Raw genomic sequence first — 19,570 nt, forward strand, 5'->3', positions numbered from 1 at the left:
AAAATCACAATTACTCGAATTGTTCTTAGAACAATAAGTGTCCTTGCTCTACTGCTTTTTTCAACACTGAGTAAATACCATTCTTGTTGATTGTTCTGATAGCAGCAGAAGAAACTTTTAATGTAATCCATGCATCTTCCTCAGGCAAGTAGAATTTTTTTACGTGCAAGTTAGGGAAGAATTTACGCTTAGTTTTATTGTTAGCGTGAGAAACATGATTACCCACTATGGTTCTTTTACCTGTGATCTGACAAACTTTCGCCATTTTAGTAAACTGATTTTGTGAAACGGAGTGCAAATATCGCAAAAATTAGTTTATATCCAAACCGAAAAAACAAATTTAACACGCAACTTTCCGAAAAAACGCAAAAATACAAGTATAAATACCTGAAAAATAACATATTATAGCTAACAAAAGCATTGGACAAGCCCAAACCATCAAATAGGTTTTTTCTCAAAAAATATAATTTTTATTGTATTTAAGGAAAATAAAAAAGTATATTTACTGATGCTTTTATTACAAACATTATCCCTGAAAACATGAAAAAACTCAACTTGGCATTGCAAGGCGGCGGCTCGCACGGCGCATTTACGTGGGGCGTAATTGATAGGCTGCTTGATGAGCCCGACATCGAAATTGAGGATATGTGCGGCACGAGTGCAGGCGCAATGAATGCCACCGTGTTGGCCTACGGACTCAACGTGGGTGGGCGGCAAAAAGCCAAAGAGCTTTTGTGTGATTTTTGGAGTAAAGTTTCTATGGCAGCCAAACTTTCCCCGCTCCAACCTAGTATGCTAGATCGTTGGCTTGGAAGTGGAAACATGGATTATTCGTTGGGCTTTCTGATGAGTGAATTTGTGGTACAAAATTTCTCTCCTTATCAATTTAACCCAATGGACTACAATCCCCTAAGAGAAATTGTATTAGGAATTATAGATTTTGAACGTTTACGCCATTGCCACCAAAACAAGCTTTTCTTGTGCGCAACCAACGTACGCCGCTGCCGTACCAAAGTATTTCCGTTGGAAGAAATAAGCATTGATGCGGTGATGGCTTCGGCTTGCCTGCCTTTTTTGTTCAAGGCCGTAACCATCGACGGCGAAGACTATTGGGACGGCGGTTACATGGGGAATCCGCCTATTTTCCCGCTCATAGATGGCTCTACTAGCAGCGACATTATGATTATTCAGATCAATCCCATCGAAATCAAACAAACACCAACCACCGCTATTGAAATCCGCGACCGCATCAACGAAATCACATTTAACTCAAGCCTGATGCTTGAGATGCGCCGCGTAAATTTTGTACAAAAACTGCTCGAACGCGGCTTTGATTTGGATGGAAAACTACATACGTTACGCATACATACCATTAACCCACAAGAAGATATAGCACCGCTTAACGTATCTAGCAAGCTGAATGCTGACTGGGAATTTCTGATGTATCTGTTTGAGCTTGGGCGCAAATACGCAACAAATTGGCTCAAAGAACACAAAGACAAAATCGGGAAAGAATCAAGTTGCAATCTTGTTGAGACGTTTTTATAAAAAAAGAGAGAGTCAAATACAAAATGACTCTCTCTTTTTTTTAATGTGCAGGTGCCATATCTCTTTCAAATTGAACAGCATGAACTAACATTTTATTTATGGGAAACGATGCTATTTCTTTAAAATGGCCCGTAATTCCATAGTGTTCTTTCATAAACATTAAAATGTTATCTAAATCAGGGTGCTCAAGTACTGAGGATTTAACTCTCTTATCCTTATATAAAAAAACAAAATTGGGATTATCTAAATGCTTAAGCAGTAAACCATCTTTAATTCCTATTTTATTTAATGTACTCATCATGGCAGGGGAATTTTGCAAAGTTCCCAGTGATACAATTTTTGTTTTATGCAGTTGATAAACATTTGAATAAGCAGGAATATGCTCATTGCAACTAGCTCCTTTAAAAGAGAAATAAGTATATTTTTCTTCGTTAGAAATCAACCAATTGACATAGTTCTTATACTCCCCAGAATTATGTCTTAAGTTGTTATCAGCTTTTATAATACGAATATTATTTAGGGCAAAAATTAAAAAAATTAAAAAATAATAGTAATTTTTTTTTCCAAATAATACTATTTTATCAATCAACAAAAAAGAAAATACTACTATAGCCCACAACATCCCTTCTAATACTCTATTTGGTGGTACTTTATAAAATATAGAAATAGCAATAAACAAAAGTGCTACAATAAAAAGTATCGTTACCGATATGATAAACTCTTTCTTTTTTCCATTTATCAATGCTATAAAAAATAAAAACAAAGTTAGCACGAACATTTTACTTGCAAATTTTTTTAGGTCTTTTGACTTCAAAAGATCCACTGTTAAATGCAATAAATGTGTCTTATCTGTTATCTTATCATTGGTATATTCATGAATTATTTTCAGCTTTTCAAGGCTATATACATTGGAATCAGCAAAAAACCATGAGCATATACTTTTTTTATCATTCTCACTCCACTGAACTTTTTGTAGTAACTCTTTATTTTCCTTGTCAGTTAGTTTCTCAAATGCATCATAATCTACGATAGTTGCTCTATATACATTATATTCCATAAAATTACCCCACTTTTTATATGCCGCATTATTATATAAAAAACCTGCAATTATTAAGAAAAAAGAAACAACTAAAATACCAAATCTTTTTAGCAAATAAACTTTATTAAGGAAAAATATATAGAAAAATACGGGAGAAAAAATAAGAGAAATAAGAAAAAATGAGTCAAATCTTATGAGAGAAGAGAAAACAAATAATAATACAGCTACTAAATAACGAACGACTATATTCTCATTCTGGTTGTCGCTTTTATAATCATAAAACAATAACATATATGCAGAAATAGCAAGAATTGATGCTGTTTTTGTAAACTGCAACGCAATCAAACTATTCACTCCATAAGTAAAAAATATAATTACATAAAAAAGTGTTGCATATTTATAACCCAACCTTTTGATAAGGGTATAAAATAAAATAGAATACGAAGCAAAAAGAGCTAATATAATATAAATTGTATGCCAAGGGATTTGGTTGTTTATTATGTTAAGGTTTTTTAAAATTTTACCTAAAAGAATATTACTAAATAAAACATATTCGGAGGGTTCGAGCATATTACTATTGCCTGACTCTATAATAATCATTCCTACATCATCATTCGTTTCATAAGTAGGCGTAACAAGTAATAGTACTAACCCAAAAAGTAGAAAATTAACTAAAAATGCGTACTTCATTGTACTGCCAGCTAATTTATAAAAGCGTTCTAAGTAGGTCTTTAGCAAAGTTATCATAAATAATATTATTTTTATACCAAAAGCAAAGTTATTAAAAAAAGCAAGAAAATCTCATTGATTACAAAAAAAAGTTCCATTTCAAGCCAATATGCCCAAAATGGAACTTTTTTTGTAATATTTTAATGACTACACGCTCAAAATATTCACCAAACGAATAAGGTCTGGGTGAATCGGTTTGCGTTTGGTAATCGTGTCGTGGAATGGCGTGAAAACCACTTCGTTGTTGATTACACCAGCCATCACATTTTTGCGGCCAGCCATCAAACCTTCTACGGCAGCCACACCCAAGCGGCTTGCCAAAATACGGTCTTGTGCCGTTGGCGAACCACCACGTTGCACGTGGCCAAGCAATGTTACTTTGATGTCGCCGTAAGGAATATGCTCTTTTACTTTGATAGAAACCTCATTTGCGCCGCCTTCTTCGTCGCCTTCCGCTACCACAATGATAGACGAAGACTTAGAGCGAGTCCAGCCCGATTTTAGCGTTTCGATTACCTCTTCGATAGCCGTGTCCGTTTCTGGCACCATCACGAGTTCTGCGCCACCGCCCAAACCCGATTGGATAGCGATATAACCAGAATCGCGCCCCATCACCTCGATAAAGAAAATGCGGTCGTGAGAGTCTGCCGTATCACGGATTTTGTCGATAGCATCAAGTGCCGTATTCACTGCCGTATCAAAACCGATAGTATTGTCTGTGCCGTACAAATCGTTGTCGATAGTACCAGGTGCGCCTACTGTCGGGATGCCGTATTCGTTAAAGAAAATCTCTGCACCCGTAAACGTACCGTTACCACCAATGGCGATAAGCCCTTCAATACCAAGATTTTGCAATTGATCAAAAGCCTTTTTGCGTCCTTCTGCCGTGCGGAACTCGTCGCTACGAGCCGACTTCAGAAGCGTACCGCCTTTCTGTACGATATTGCTCACCGAATGCGATTCGAGCTTCACAATGTCGCCTTTTATCATCCCGTTGTATCCTCTGCGGATACCATATACTTCTATTCCATAATACACCGCCGCGCGCACTACTGCTCTAACACAAGCGTTCATGCCTGGCGCGTCGCCACCCGAAGTAAATACTGCAATTCGTTTCATAATGATTTACTGTTTTCTAAAAATTTATCCGAATGTATAACAGACTGATTGGCAGGCAAATTATACAAACACGTACAAAACGTTATTAAGGTTATGTTAAATTTTCGATGCTAAAAATTGTACTTGGTTTTGTGCTATTTGCCAAAACCCAAATGGCTGTTTTTTTCTTAAAGAAATACAGCACTCTTGCAAAGTAACACAATTGAGAGACAAAAACAAAAAGAAGCTACTCGGCTGAGCAACTTCTTTTGTGCAAAGTTCGTAAGTATTTCGTCTGTTTTTTCAAACAAACGTTTGCCTTATTTTTATATCAAACTTATTTATTTGATATAATTTCTTTAATGTCTGTTATGATTTTATTAGCCAAAAATTCGGCTGTAACCATTGTTTCAGATTCTGAATAAATGCGAATAATCGGTTCGGTATTGGATTTGCGCAAATGTACCCATTGCTTATCAAACTCAATTTTCACGCCATCAATCGTGTTAATTGGCTGTTTTTCATAGCGTTTCTGAATATCCACCAACACTTTATCTACATCTATCTCTGGCGTAAGTTCTATTTTATTTTTGGAAATAAAATAGTTCGGATAAGAGGCTCTCAACATCGAAACCGACTTGCCATATTGCGCTAAGTGCGTGAGGAACAAAGCAATACCAACCAACGCGTCGCGGCCATAGTGCAATTCTGGATAAATAATGCCGCCATTGCCTTCGCCACCAATCACTGCGTCAGTAGCTTTCATCATTTCCACTACATTTACTTCACCGACAGCCGCCGCAGCATATTTTCCGCCAGCTTTTTCGGTTACATCGCGCAAGGCACGTGTAGAAGAAAGGTTTGAAACCGTATTGCCTTTTTTGTTTTTCAGGATATAATCCGCAACAGCAACCAACGTGTATTCTTCGCCGAACATGCTGCCATCTTCGCAAACAAATACGAGTCTGTCCACGTCTGGATCCACCACGATACCCAAATCAAATTTGCCTTTTTGCATTTCGCCAGAAATATGGCGCAAGTTCTCAGGCAACGGCTCAGGATTGTGCGGAAACCAGCCCGTAGGCTCGCAAAAATGTTTGGTGATTTGCTTTACGCCCAACGCCTCCAAAAGCATTGGCACAGCAATACCGCCCGTAGAATTAACGCAATCCAAAATAACACTGAAATTGCGCGAAGCAATCAAGTCTTTGTTTACCAAAGGCAAGGCCAAAATCGCGTCAATGTGTTTCTGAATATAAGTATCGTCTGTACTATAAACTCCTAATTTTTTAACTTCTGCAAAATCAAATGCTTCATTGGCAGCAATATCCAACACTTCTTGCCCGTCTGCTGCCGAAATAAATTCTCCTTTATGATTCAAAAGTTTAAGCGCATTCCATTGGATTGGATTGTGGCTCGCCGTCAGGATAATGCCACCGCCTGCGTTTTCGGCAGGAACGGCCATTTCTACGGTTGGCGTAGTAGAAAGCCCCAAATCCAATACATTAATTCCCAAGCCTTGCAACGTACCCACCACAATTCTATTGACCATTTCGCCCGAAGGACGCGCATCACGGCCTATCACAACTTTATTATTTCCAGTGGTTTTAAGAATCCAAGTACCAAAGGCCGCCGTGAATTTCACGATGTCTAAGGGAGTAAGCGCGTCGCCCGTTTTCCCGCCAATAGTGCCTCTTATTCCTGATATTGATTTGATTAATGACACTTTTCTTTTCGTTTAGATGAACTATTATAATTTCTTAAAACAAAACAAGTTTCCCCTTGCTATGTTATATTTAACACTAAAAATATGCGCAAAAGTAATTAAAATTGTTAGCAATCGCCTTTCTTTTTCTAACTATTTGCAAAAAGTGGTACAAAGATAGTAGGGAAAAAACAGCCCATCAAGGCTTTTGGTTCGCGTTGATGGGCTAAAGTTTTTTATCAATTGTACTAAAAGTGTTATTCAATAAATCTAAATAACCTGTTCCAACGTACTTTATCAATCAGGCCGCCGTTCGGGTCGAGCGAAAGCCACACGAGCCACGCCTTCCCAACGATGTGGTCTTCAGGCACAAAACCCCAAAAACGCGAGTCAAGAGAGTTGTGGCGGTTGTCGCCCATCATGAAGTAATAATTTTGCTTGAAAGTATATTCTTTCACGGCTTGGCCGTCTATTACCAATTGTCCGTTCTGTACTTCTACTTTGTCGTGGCCTTCGTAACGGCTAATCACAGGCTCGTATTTCGTGATATTTTCTTCGGTAAGCTGAATAGTTACGCCTTTTTTCGGAATCCATAACGCGCCGCATTGGTCCACATTCCAAGGGTATTTGGACGAATGCGGATAAACCGTCATGCCTTGTTCCACTTCCGAAGGCTTAAACATTTCCTTCGTTACGCTTTCCACATAGCTCAACTCTCTGAATTTCTGTGCAGTTTCTTCTGTGCCTTGTATGCGGTAAGTGCCTTGTCCGTCTTCTTGCACGTCGTCGGTTACGCCCATGCGCAAGAAAAGACGCTGATTAAGAGGCTCTTGCGATTTTACCAAATAGCTACTTTGCATTTTTGGCGGGTTGGCCGCAGGATTGCCATTGATATAAACTTGTTGGTCGCGAATGGCCAATGTGTCGCCCGCAATGCCGATACAACGTTTTATATAATTGGTTTTCAGGTCAGACGGATGGCCTTCTTCGGCTGGCCAGTTAAACACCACCACATCGTTATTTTTTACTTCCGAAAAACCAGGCAAGCGGAATTGTGGCAACTGTAGCGCATCGGTATAAGACGGAATATTCGTAAGCCAAATTGTTTGGTGCGTCAGTGGCATTTGCAATGGCGTTTTGGGGGTGCGTGCGCCGTAGTGAAGTTTACTTACAAACAAAAAGTCTCCAACCAACAAAGATTTTTCCATCGAAGAGGTCGGAATCGTGTAAGCCTCCACCGCCAACCAACGAATCAGGGTCGCGGCAATCACCGAAAATACGATAGCGTCGCCCCATTCGCGCAAAGGCGATTTTTGCGGTTTGGCCTTTTTTGTTTTTTCTGAATTAGATAACTGCATGGGTTTTATTTTGTTATAAAAAAGCTGCTTCAATATTAAATCAAAGCCCAAAAGTACGTAAATATTGTTACAATTTAAGCAACGGCTTTTATACGGACAAATTGCACGTTACAAACGGCCATAAGCTCCAACCAAAGGTAAAAAAACGATACAAAAAAGTCCCGTAAACGATATTTACGGGACTTCTCTGCACTTATCAATAAATTATGCGTTTGCTAACAATGCTTTTACTGTTTCGGAAATCGCTTTACCGTCGGCCATGCCTGCCAATTCTTTGGAAGCTACGCCCATTACTTTGCCCATGTCGGAAGGAGCTTTTGCACCCACTTGCGCGATGATGGCCGTTAGTTTCTCTTTTAGCTCTTCGGCAGAAAGTTGTTTTGGCAAATAACGCTCAATTACAGCCAATTGTGCGATTTCTACTTGCGCCAAGTCTTCACGGTTTTGGGTTTTAAAAATATCGGCAGATTCGCGGCGTTGCTTGGCAGCTTTGGTCAAAAGGCCAAGTTCGTCGGCAGCTGAAAGTTCGCCGTTACCGCCTTCTTTGGTTTCTGCTAACAAAATAAGTGATTTAATCGCACGCAACGCGCTCAATGTTTCTTTGTCTTTTGCCAACATTGCTGCTTTAATGTCGGCATCAATTTGCTGTTTTAAAGCCATGATATAATTATTTTTTGAATTTTAAATTAAAATAAAAATAAACCGCTTGGGTTTATTTTTGCAGTAAAGTACAAACATATTACGCAAAATCGGATTTTTCAAACCCAAGCAAGCCATTTTTCCTAAAACACAAAAACCTGACACACGGCGGCATCAGGTTTTTGCAAAATCGTTAAAGCAAGCAAATTAGCGAGTACGATATTTCAGTTTGTCGCGTTGCACTTGCTCAATTGCCAAGATTTCTTGGTTTTTGAATTGCAAAGACTCATGTGCCTGATGCAAATTGCGAATCAATTTTTGCAAACCTGGTTGCTCCAAAGAAGCAGCGTGGTCAGTACCTTTCCAAGTACGATCTTTGGTGAAGTGACGTTCGATCCAATGCGCACCCAATGTATAAGCGGCAATATCAATGCCAATGCCTAAGTGGTGGCCAGAGAAGCCGATAGCTTGTACGCGGTCGCCGTATTTTGCATACAAACGATTGATTTCCAACAAACAAACATCTTTAAATGGCACAGGGTAACCAGACGTACAAGAGTAGATAACCAAACGACCTTTAGCCGCGCCAGTTTCCTCGAAGAAACGAACGATTTCTTCTTCTTCTTCTTGCGTAGTCATACCAAAAGACAAGTGAACATCACCTTTGTACTCGTCGCGCAACACTTTCAACATCTCGAAGTGATTGTTACAAGCCGAAGGAACTTTGATAAACTCAGGCTCTAACGATGCGATTTCGCGTGCTGAAGTAGTTTCCCACACCGATGTAGCGTAAGTAACACCGATAGACTCACAATATTTTTTTAATTCACCGTGCTGCTCTGTGGTGAACTCCAAGTATTCGCGGTGTTCGCCATACGTTGGGCCATAAGAGTTCCAAGGATTTGGGTGTGGTGTATTGTATTGTTCCTCTGTAAGCAATTCTTTGTTATTGCGCTTTTGGAATTTGGCAACGTCTGCTCCTGCTTCTTTAGCCATTCTGATAAGTTCCAATGCTATTTCAAACTCGCCCATGTGATTGCAACCGATTTCAGCTATCACTTTAGGGGCTTTGTAGTTAAAGTCGAACATACGATTTATTATAAAAAAACTAATTAGGTGAATGATATTACAAAAGTATAATTTAACCTTTAAAGAGCAAAATTAGTTTTAGGTATTAAAGGGTAGGCTTGTAATATTGCAGATACCATTGTACGAATTTCTGGATACCTGACTGTATTTGTTCTTTGGGCTGATAACCAAAATCTTGAGTGCTTTGGTCAATGTCTGCCCAAGTGCGCACCACATCGCCTGCTTGCATGGGCAAAAAGCGTTTTTCCGCCTTTTTTCCTAAAGCATTTTCAATGGATTCAATGAAAGTACCTAAGGCAACAGGTTGATTATTACCTAAATTATAAACTGCAAACGGGGGCACACCTTCTTTTACGGGAGGTTTGGCCAAAATTTGTTGCAGTCCGTCGGTAATATCGTCGATGAAAGTAAAATCACGTTGCATATTACCATTGTTAAATACGTCAATGGTTTTACCTTCAATAATGTCTTTGGTAAAGCTAAAATACGCCATATCTGGTCTGCCCCAAGGGCCATAAACCGTAAAAAAGCGCAAACCAGTAGCAGGCACACCATACAAATGGCTATAAGTATGCGCCATCAGTTCGTTGGCTTTTTTGGTAGCCGCATAAAGGCTTACAGGCGTGTCGGTGGCATCTTGTACCGAGAACGGGATTTTAGAAGCCAAACCATAAACACTTGAACTACTGGCAAATACCAAATGTTTTACGGGGTTATGTCGGCAAGCCTCCAAAATATTCATAAAGCCCATCACGTTGCTATTGATGTAGGCATAAGGATTTTGGATAGAATAACGCACACCAGCTTGTGCCGCCAAATGCACAACAGCTTCAAATTTTTCGGTTTGAAAAAGATTGTCTATCAGTGTTTTATCTTCCAAATTGCCTTTCACAAAGCGCAACGAAGGATATTTTGAACTTTGTATCACGCTACCATCTTCCAGACTTTCCGCCCCGTCTATGCCCAATTCGGCCAAACGAGCATATTTAAGACGTGGGTCATAGTAATCATTAATATTATCAAAACCCACAATACTGACAGCAGATTGCAGGAGCTTATGCGCCAAGTGAGAGCCAATAAACCCTGCAATCCCTGTTAAGAATATTTTTGTCATAACTGCTTACAGTCTTGCATCTACCAACTCTTGAGGCAATATGGCCTTCGTATCGAATACGACGCACTCTGGTTTTTTATAGGCTGTTAAATCCATTTCGGCAAACTGATGATGCGATACAGCCAAAACTATACCATCATACTGACCAGAAGGCGCAGCCACCAAGTTTACGCCATACTCTTCATGTACCGACTCCGCATCAGCCCAAGGGTCATAAGTATCCACGATTACGCCAAATTCTTCAAGCTCTTGGATAATATCCACCACTTTCGTGTTGCGAACATCTGGACAATTTTCTTTAAACGTAATGCCTAACACCAACACGCGAGCATTTTTTACTTTAATGTCTTGGTGAGTCATTAATTTAATCATTTTTTGCGCCACAAAACGCCCCATGTAGTCATTCACACGACGACCCGAAAGGATTACAGCAGGGTGATAACCAACGCTTTCGGCTTTATGCGCCAAATAATACGGGTCAACACCAATGCAGTGGCCGCCCACCAAACCTGGTTTGAATTTCAAGAAATTCCATTTGGTAGCTGCCGCCTCCAAAACTGCTGTGGTATCAATGCCCAAGCGGTCAAAAATCAAAGCAAGTTCGTTTACAAACGAAATATTTACGTCGCGTTGTGCATTTTCGATGGCTTTAGAAGCCTCCGCTACGCGCATATTAGGCGCAAGGTGCGTTCCTGCCTGAATAATAGACTTGTAAAGTTCATCTACTTTCTGGGCTACTTCTGGTGTACTACCGCTGGTTACTTTCTTGATTTTCACCAAAGTATTTACTTTGTCGCCTGGGTTGATGCGTTCGGGAGAATAGCCGCAAAAGAAATCAACATTGAATTTCAAGCCGCTAAATTTCTCCAATACAGGCACGCAATCTTCTTCTGTACAACCTGGATAAACCGTTGATTCATAAATTACAATATCACCTTTGCTCAACACTTTGCCTACTGTTTCACTCGCCTTAATAAGTGGCGTAAGGTCAGGGCTTTTGTGTTTATCTATGGGCGTAGGTACAGTTACAATATATACATTTGCATCAGTTATGGCATCAGGATTGCTCGCAAAACTCAAATTAGCCGAAGAAAGCAGCTCATTTTTTTCTACCTCTAGCGTGCGATCATAGCCTTTGCTTAACTCCTCTATACGTTCGTGATTGATATCAAATCCAACCACTTTGTATTTTTTGCCAAACTCTACAGCCAACGGCAAACCAACATACCCTAATCCAATAATGGCGATTTTAGTCATTGTTGTAATTTATTTTTTTCTTTTTTTGCTAAACAAACCAAATAATTTTTGATACCAAGTTGCTGGTTTTTCAAAATAGCTATAACCATAATCATAACCATAACTTGTATATCCATAGCCGTAACCAGCCATTTTCTTACCAATATCATTAATTACAATACTGATATTTTTGACTTTTTTCTCCACGTACAACTCATTAATCTTTTTCAAAAATGATTTACGTGTATAATTATGTCGAACAATATAAACACCCGCGTCAATAAACGGACTAAGAATAAACCAGTCAGCTAACAAGCCAAGTGGCGGAGTATCTATAATAACGCATTCGTAATCTTCACGAAGGCGATTAATTAGCTCTTCCATCGCGGGCAGTCCTAATGTTTCGGCCGGGTTAGGAGGAATAGGCCCAGCAGGCAGTACATATAAGTTACTGAATTTCGTAATCTGTACCGATTCGTCGTAAGTTGACTGCCCTGTCAAATAAGTGCTCAACCCTTTTGATAAATCAAGACCCAATTCTACTTCATACTTAGGCTTACGCAAATCCGCCATAATGACAACCGTCTTTTTTCCCGCCAGAGCAAACACCGCTCCCAAGTTCATAGACAAGAATGTTTTACCTTCCCCACTAACCGAGGAGGTTACTCCTATTACTTTATGTTTTTTGTCAGGAGCAAAATAGGTCAAATTCAGGCGTATAGAACGAAATGCCTCTGTGATAACAGACTTGGGATTATCATTCACCACCAGATAATCACCGCGTGTATTGTGGCCAATCAGCCCCAAAATAGGGATACGCGAAATTCGCTCCACATCTTTTTTGCTTTGTAACTTATCATTCAATAGCATCATCAGTACCACAACTACAATCGGGAAAAGTAAACCCGCTAAAGCAGCAATGGCATAAATCTGTACTTTTTGCATACCAACAATAGTTGCATTTTGAGGCTTAGCGGTACTGATAACATTCACGTTAGGCGTAGTACCAGCTTTGGTCATGCCGATTTCTGTTCTTTTTTGAAGTAAAAAAGTGTAAATATTATCGTTGATTTTCAAGCGTCGCTCTATACTCAACTGTTGCCTTTCTTTATCTGGTAAAGACAAGATTTGAGATTCGGCTTCCTTATAATTCTCATCTGCATTATGTAACTGCAAGCTGAGCATTCTAAGGTCATTCTCAACTACTTCTAATATTTGTTGCCTTAAAAAAACTATCTTTTGTTTGTATGAAATAATCGGCTTGTTATCATCATTTTGATAAAACTTTTTTTCCCTAAGTTTTGAAGAAACACTCAACAACTCATTGATTAAGTTTGTCATGAGAGGCTCATCAATCCCCAACATTGCAGGAGCTACTATTTGATCAATAGGGTTATTACCCGAAAGGTATTTTTTTAGATACAAATAATACTGCTGCCTTGTCTTTAAATGCTCTTTTTCCTTATCAAATCCCTTTAACTCAGAAAAAGCTTCAGCACTCATCTGTGATACACTCATAGATTTATTGAATTTCCGAAAACCGTCCAATTCGCCTTCCGTAGATTTCAAAATAGTTGAGACCTGAGCTAGTTGATCATCAATAAAATTGACAGTATTAGACAAAGATAAATTGCGCTCTCTCATATCATTGACCGCATAGATAGCCATAAGCGTATTTATAATGTCAACTATTTTTTGAATATGAGGCCCTTTAATTGATATATTGATCAAATTACCGCCCTTTTTAGTTCTTTCAATTAGCAAAGTAGCGGCAATTTTTTCTGAAAGTTTTACTTTATCATGAATAATAAAGCAATTACGGGTCTTTTCTCCCAATTGTTTAGGAACCACTAAATTTGGCTGAATAAGCAGAAAAGAGCTATCCATAGCATATTTATGCCCCAAAAACATTGCCTGATTTTTAGGCAATGTCTCTCTTTCTACAAATGTGCTGGTGATATGATTAAATACTAAGTTCTCACTATCAACAAGCAAATACTCGTTGTTAGAAACAGGCTCATAGTACAACAGTTTATTTACGAGCACACTCGGAATTTGCTCAAAATCAGTGGTAACTACATAAGGAGCATCTTTATACAATTCTAACCTACTTAATTGGCCTTGAGCAAAATACGACACATTTAACTTGAGCGAATCAATCACCTGCTCTACCATTTGAGCAGATGTTAATTTAGCTAGTTCATTATCCATACCGCCCCCGCCACCTAAAGAAATACCTTCTTCATCTATCAGTGCCTCTAAATCAAAGCTGCGTTTCTGCTGGCTCTTGAACATCACACTCGTACTTACTGAATAAGTTGGAACGAGGTATTTATTATATATGTAAGAAGCTACTAGTGCTATTAGCACAGAAAACAACACATAATACCATATGTCATAGATTTTAAATAATAGAGCTTTAAAATCAAAGCCTTCGTCTTCTTGTTGTTGAAATGTACTCACTGGTTTATTGAATGTTGATTTGGGGTGCAATTATAGCACTTTAAAAAAAATAATTAAAATTTTATAAATAAAAGCTCTCAGAAAAGAAGATATTTACTCGCTAATGTTTGGGCTAAATCAGATTTAATCTAAAAAAGTAACCAAAAAAAACATTTAAGCAACACGAAAACCAATAACCATAATGTCATCTATTTGAGAGTAACCCTCTTTCCATTGCTCTATTGTTTGGTCAAAAATAGCACATTGTTCATCAAAAGCTCGCTGATGAACAAGCATTACTAACTCCTTAAATTTTTTAGACATAAACTTCCGATTGTCTTTTCCGCCAAACTGATCCACATAACCATCTGAAAATAAATAAATGTAAGTATGTGGCTCTATTGGCAAAATAACATCGGTAAACAATCGTTCATCTTCCATTTGTAGGCCACCAATCGAATGTTTGTCAGCTTTATACTCCTGCAGCTCATTATTTTGGATTAACAACAAAGGTCTGTTTGCACCTGCGTACAAAATTTGTTGTTTTTTGGTGTCCACACAACATAAAGCGATGTCCATACCATCACGATTTTTACTGTCCGCTTGGTCTTGTTTTAGGGCTTTACGTACCCCGATATGCAGTTTGCGCAACACTTCGGCTGGCGTGATGTGTTGCTTCTCGTTTACAATCTGGTTGAGCAAGGTATTACCAATCATAGACATAAAAGCACCTGGCACACCATGTCCCGTACAATCCACTGCCGCAATCCATGTCATGTCTTCTTTATGCATAAACCAATAAAAATCGCCACTTACCGTGTCGCGTGGTTTGAACAGCACAAAAGAATTTGGCAAATATTGCTGAATTACCTCCAAAGAAGGCAAAATGGAGTCTTGAATACGCTTTGCGTAATTAATGCTGCTGGTAATATTGCGCGTTTTTTCCTGCAACTCGTCTTTTTGCTTATTGATTTCTTCATAAGCCTTTTCCAAGTTTTCGTTTTGCGCCGAAATTTCCTCATAAGCCAACTGCAATTTGAGTTTTTCTTCCCTCAAATCAGCAGTACGCTCTTCCACCAAAGCCACCAATTGCGCTTCGCGCTGCTTGAGGCTTTCAATAATCGAATTATTTTGATTTTTGATACGACTAATCAGCAAGCGAATCAGGCCTTTGGTAACCTCTATGCGGTCGGCCATGATGCGATAAAAGTCATCTTGGTCCAAACGCAATAGCATGGTAGTTTCTACGGCGGTTACCGAAGCTGAACGCGGTTCAGGATTCAGCAATGCTAATTCACCAAAAATTTTACTATTGCCCACATGCGCAATGGTATGTTCGCCATCATGTACTTTTACCAAACCGTTATAAATGATATACATACAGTTGCCTTGGTCGCCCTTGCGAATAATATTTTCGTTTGGGGCAATTTCTATCTCTTTCAACGCATGAGCCAAAGCCTCTAACACTGTTTCGGGTGTATCCGAAAACAGTTCTACTCCTCGTAGCATATTAATTTTATCGGCAATGAGTATCATATCTCAGGTATCAATTATAACAGACAATTATTTAAGAGTGTACGTTTTTGTAAGCAACCACTAACAAGCCCCTATTTTGTTAGACATCCAATCCCAACAATTCTTTGAGTTCGGCCAAATGCAATAGTTTAGTTGGTTGGCGTAATTTAATGGCAGAAGGCGTATGATACTGGTGTGCAGACAAAAACTTGTATTGCACTTCATACCAACTTTTCAGCGATTTGGTAAACAGACCATTGTCCAGCCACTCGCGCCGCAAGCTCTGCGCTATCATATAAAAATCATCGCGACCCAAATAGTCCAGATCGGCATCGCAAAGAATTTCTTCAAGCAATGTTTTGGGTTGTTGTGGTACGGCAGTGGCCAAAATGCAGTTCGCCACAACCTCTACTTGCTCAGGCGAATAACCAAAAGAAGGCAATACTTCGCGGGCAAAATCTGCGGCAACTGGTTCATTTTTAGCATATTGGGTAATAAATCCCATGTCATGAAACCATGCCGCCGTGCGCAACAACGCAAGGTCTTCTTCTTTTACCTTTTCCAATTGCGCTAAATGCTCTGCTACATTACAAACGTCTTTGGTATGATGCAAACCATGGTAGTATAAATTACTGGGCAGCTCATTTTGCAATCGTTTTAAGGCATATTCTTTTGCTGATAAGAAATCCATAAACTCAAAAGATTAGGGGTCGTTGTGCTTGTATTACTTTCTGTTTAATATCTTTTTGAAGGCTTCGTTTGGTTCAAAACCGTTGGCATCTGCCGCATAAGCCGCTTTGATGCGCGTAACGAAGTACATATCAATGTCGCCTTTATTTTTGGCAGGAATTTTACCACGATACACACATTCAAAATATTCGTTTACTTGTACGTACGTATCGCCCGAAATATTGACTTTACCTACTTCCCCACTCGACTCCATACGGCTGGCCGTATTCACCGTATCGCCCCATATATCGTAAGCAAACTTCTTTTTACCAACTACACCCGCCACAATCGGTCCTGTATGGATACCCAAACGCAACTCCCAGTAGCTTTGGCCTTGTTTGGCTTTTTGCTCGCGCGTTTTTTGCATAAATTGCTGAATTTCAAGCCCTGCCATTACAGCATTCAAAGGGTTGGTTGGGTTGGGTAGCGGAATACCTCCCGCGCACATATACGCATCACCAATGGTTTTGATTTTCTCCAAATTATTGCGAACAATAATATCATCAAAAGCTACAAAGCAATTATCCAGCTCGCCAATCAATTGTTCTGGGGTCATTTTCTCGGCCAAATTCGTAAAGCCTTTAAAGTCCGTGAACAACACCGAAGCAATGCCGTAATGCTGCGGCGTGGCCGAACCTTTTTCCTTTAGTTCATTGGCCGTCGCTTCTGGCAAAATATTGAGCAATAATTTATCAGACTTGTCTTTTTGCAACTCTACTTCTTTTTTCTGCTCCACCAACTCGGCAGTTCGTTCGGCTACCTGTTGTTCCAAAATCGCTTTTTGCCGCTCAATGGTTTTGATTCGGTTGCGGTAATACGACAAACTTATACCGATAACCAGCAACACCGCCATAAGTCTCGCCCACCAAGTATTATACCAAGCAGGATGAATCACCAATGTGATAGACGTACCTACGTCATTCCAGTTGCCGTCGCGGTCTGCGGCCTTCACCCGAAACGTGTAAGTACCCGCATCCAAGTTCGTATAAGATTTGAAACGCAAATTATTCAACGGCACCCAATCCTTATCGAAGCCCTCCATCATACACATATATTCGTTGCGTTCGGGGGCTAAATAACTGAGCATCACAAATTCAAAATTGAATACGTTTTGCGCGGCCTTGAGTTCGATTTCCTTCATGTCAGCCAACTTCTGGCCTCTATAAAGCGTGTCATTATTGAAAATAACAAACGAAGTAAGCCAAACGGGAGGCATATAAGTATTGTCCATTACCTGCGAAGGCAAGAATTGCACAAAACCATTTGTTCCGCCGAAATACAGTCTTTTATTTTCGCTTTTGAAAAATGCACCTTGAATAAATTCGTTGTTAAAAAGTCCGTCATCCGTATCGAAGTTGCGGAAAGTAGAAGCATTCAAATCGAAGCGAACCAATCCTTTGTTAGAAGTGCTAATCCAAAGCATATTATCGGCTTCTACCATGCCCGTAATATCATTACTTACCAAGCCTTTAGCTGTGTTATAAACCGTAAATGTATCGGCTTTCGCATCAAGTTTGGCAATACCGCCGCCAATCGTGGCCACCCACAACGAGCCATCGTGCGTTTCGGTAATGGCCGAAATTGAATTGTTGGGCAAACTGTTCGCCGCTTTCGGATTGTTTTTGTAGGTATGAAAAATACCTGTTCGGGGATTGAAACGACAAAGCCCCGCATCGCGTGTACCAATCCACATCGTACCATTTTTTGCTTCAAAAATAACCTTTACAGCATTACTGCTCAATGTCTTAGCATTTTTAGGATTGTTTTGGTAGCTTGTAAAATTTCCGCTATTGGCATCAAAACGACACAAACCGCCGCCATACGTGCCAATCCACATGGTTCCATTACGGGATTTGAAAATAGTTTCGATGGAATTGCTGCTGATGCTGTTGGGGTTTGCAAAATCTTGGGTATAATACGTGAAACGACTCGTACTGCGGTTCAAACGCGCCAACCCATTTTCAGCCGTACCAATCCACAAAGCCCCCGACGCATCTTCCGCAATAGAGGAAACGCCATTGTTTATTCCCATAGAATCAACTACATACGACGTAAATTGGTCGCGGTTGCGGTCATATTTATAAAGTCCGTCGCTAAACGTTCCTATCCAAAGGTCATGGTTACGGTCTTCGTACATGGCATTAACTGCCCCCGCCGTAAAACCTGCGGCGTATTTGCTATCACTCACAAAGGTAGTAAACTGCAACGTGCGGGTCTCGAAACGGCTAATACCTTTGCCGTCGGTGGCAATCCACATTAGCCCCGACTTATCCGAATAAATTTTATTGAGGTCATCAAACGGCAAACTGTTGATGTCGGCAGGGTCATTTTTATAGGCCAAAAAGCGTTCTTTTTGTTTGTCAAAAAGATTCAGGCCGCCGCCTTTGGTAGCCACCCACAATTTACCCAAAGCATCTTCCTGCACCGAAAGCACATAATCACTACTAAGCGATTGCTCATTGAGTGTGTCGCGGCGATACGTCTTAAAGCGTTCTGTATTTTTATCAAAACGACACAAGCCGCCGCCATACGTGCCAAGCCAAAGCGTACCATTTTTGTCTTCAAACACGTCCCAAACATCGTTGCTGCTGATACCGTTACGGTTGCCTGATGCTACTTTATAGCTTTTAAATGTTTCTTTCGCGGGGTCAAAGCGACACAAACCGCCGCCATACGTTCCCAGCCATAAAATCCCGTTTTTGTCTGCAAGAATAGCAAAAACAGAGTTGTTACTCAAGCCATTAGGATTTGAAGGCGTGGCTACATAATTTTTAAACTTGCCCGTACCGGGATTCAGTTTGCACAAACCACCGCCAAACGTACCAACCCAAATATTACCGCTGGCATCTGCTGAGATAGCATAAGCATTGTTGGTGCTAATGGATTGCGGGTCGCGCGGATTGTTCTTGTAAATCGTAAATTTTTCGGTTAGGCGGTCATAGCGGCACAAACCACCATCAAAAGTACCAACCCAAATAAATCCCGCTTTGTCCTCATACAAGGCAATAACGTGATTACTGGAAAGCGAACCCATACTTCCCGTAGAATCTTTCAGATTGTGGCGGTAGGTTTTAAAACGATAGCCGTCATAACGATTCAGGCCATCTTTTGTACCAAACCACATATATCCTTTGCTATCTTGCAATGCGCAAAGCACATTTTTGTTCGATAAACCTTGCGGAACACTTATATTTTTAAAAGTAATGTTGTTGTATTGTGCATGAAGACGTGGGCTTGCCAAAACCAACAAGCAAACCAAAAAATAAAAAAGTATGTTGGAGAATTTTCTCATTGTTCAATAAATAAAATCAATGCAAACTGCACGTGTG

14 protein-coding genes are annotated in these 19,570 nt (G+C 39.9%); 1 reads left to right on the forward strand and 13 read right to left on the reverse strand.

Features of this window, described 5'->3' with window-relative positions; translation table 11 throughout:
* Positions 1–25: 25 nt before the first annotated feature.
* Positions 26–265 (reverse strand): 50S ribosomal protein L28, encoded by a 240-nt coding sequence (rpmB, locus tag BM090_RS16250; RefSeq protein WP_091515981.1) that lies wholly within the window; start codon positions 263–265, stop codon positions 26–28.
* Positions 266–540: 275 nt separating this feature from the next.
* Here rpmB and BM090_RS16255 point away from each other — a divergent pair, with 275 nt between their 5' ends.
* On the forward strand, positions 541–1,548 hold the full coding sequence (locus BM090_RS16255; RefSeq protein WP_091515985.1) for a patatin-like phospholipase family protein: 1,008 nt from the start codon (positions 541–543) through the stop codon (positions 1,546–1,548).
* Positions 1,549–1,588: 40 nt separating this feature from the next.
* On the opposite strand, the gene BM090_RS16260 is transcribed toward BM090_RS16255, so the two are convergent.
* The 12 genes from BM090_RS16260 to BM090_RS16315 form a co-directional block, all read right to left on the reverse strand.
* Positions 1,589–3,334 carry a hypothetical protein gene (locus BM090_RS16260; protein WP_091515988.1) on the reverse strand — a complete coding sequence of 582 codons (1,746 nt, stop codon included), beginning with the start codon at positions 3,332–3,334 and terminating at the stop codon, positions 1,589–1,591.
* Positions 3,335–3,463: 129 nt separating this feature from the next.
* On the reverse strand, positions 3,464–4,435 hold the full coding sequence (gene pfkA / locus BM090_RS16265; RefSeq protein WP_091515992.1) for a 6-phosphofructokinase: 972 nt from the start codon (positions 4,433–4,435) through the stop codon (positions 3,464–3,466).
* Positions 4,436–4,751: 316 nt separating this feature from the next.
* Complete coding sequence (gene glmM, locus BM090_RS16270; RefSeq protein ID WP_091515995.1) at positions 4,752–6,140, reverse strand: phosphoglucosamine mutase; 1,389 nt, start codon at positions 6,138–6,140, stop codon at positions 4,752–4,754.
* Between the two features lie 236 nt (positions 6,141–6,376).
* Positions 6,377–7,477, reverse strand: a complete 1,101-nt coding sequence (gene lepB / locus BM090_RS16275) for a signal peptidase I (protein WP_091515998.1) — start codon at positions 7,475–7,477, stop codon at positions 6,377–6,379.
* A 204-nt stretch (positions 7,478–7,681) separates the two neighbouring features.
* Positions 7,682–8,137, reverse strand: a complete 456-nt coding sequence (locus tag BM090_RS16280; protein ID WP_091516001.1) for a GatB/YqeY domain-containing protein — start codon at positions 8,135–8,137, stop codon at positions 7,682–7,684.
* Between the two features lie 186 nt (positions 8,138–8,323).
* Positions 8,324–9,205 carry an N-acetylneuraminate synthase family protein gene (locus tag BM090_RS16285; protein WP_091516003.1) on the reverse strand — a complete coding sequence of 294 codons (882 nt, stop codon included), beginning with the start codon at positions 9,203–9,205 and terminating at the stop codon, positions 8,324–8,326.
* Positions 9,206–9,290: 85 nt separating this feature from the next.
* The gene (locus BM090_RS16290; protein ID WP_091516006.1) at positions 9,291–10,319 is read right to left on the reverse strand and encodes an NAD-dependent epimerase; all 1,029 of its coding nucleotides are present in this window, start codon (positions 10,317–10,319) and stop codon (positions 9,291–9,293) included.
* Positions 10,320–10,325: 6 nt separating this feature from the next.
* Positions 10,326–11,576: a nucleotide sugar dehydrogenase gene (locus tag BM090_RS16295; RefSeq protein ID WP_091516010.1), complete on the reverse strand. Its 1,251-nt coding sequence runs from the start codon at positions 11,574–11,576 to the stop codon at positions 10,326–10,328.
* A gap of 9 nt (positions 11,577–11,585) precedes the next feature.
* Positions 11,586–14,018, reverse strand: coding sequence for a polysaccharide biosynthesis tyrosine autokinase (locus BM090_RS16300; RefSeq protein ID WP_177199982.1), 2,433 nt, complete (start codon positions 14,016–14,018; stop codon positions 11,586–11,588).
* 153 nt (positions 14,019–14,171) lie between these two features.
* Positions 14,172–15,533: a cyclic nucleotide-binding domain-containing protein gene (locus BM090_RS16305; RefSeq protein WP_091516017.1), complete on the reverse strand. Its 1,362-nt coding sequence runs from the start codon at positions 15,531–15,533 to the stop codon at positions 14,172–14,174.
* Positions 15,534–15,612: 79 nt separating this feature from the next.
* On the reverse strand, positions 15,613–16,203 hold the full coding sequence (locus tag BM090_RS16310) for an HD domain-containing protein (RefSeq protein ID WP_091516024.1): 591 nt from the start codon (positions 16,201–16,203) through the stop codon (positions 15,613–15,615).
* Positions 16,204–16,236: 33 nt separating this feature from the next.
* Positions 16,237–19,533: a two-component regulator propeller domain-containing protein gene (locus BM090_RS16315; protein WP_091516027.1), complete on the reverse strand. Its 3,297-nt coding sequence runs from the start codon at positions 19,531–19,533 to the stop codon at positions 16,237–16,239.
* Positions 19,534–19,570: the final 37 nt, after the last annotated feature.

The organism is Flexibacter flexilis DSM 6793 (assembly GCF_900112255.1).
GTDB lineage: Bacteria > Bacteroidota > Bacteroidia > Cytophagales > Flexibacteraceae > Flexibacter > Flexibacter flexilis.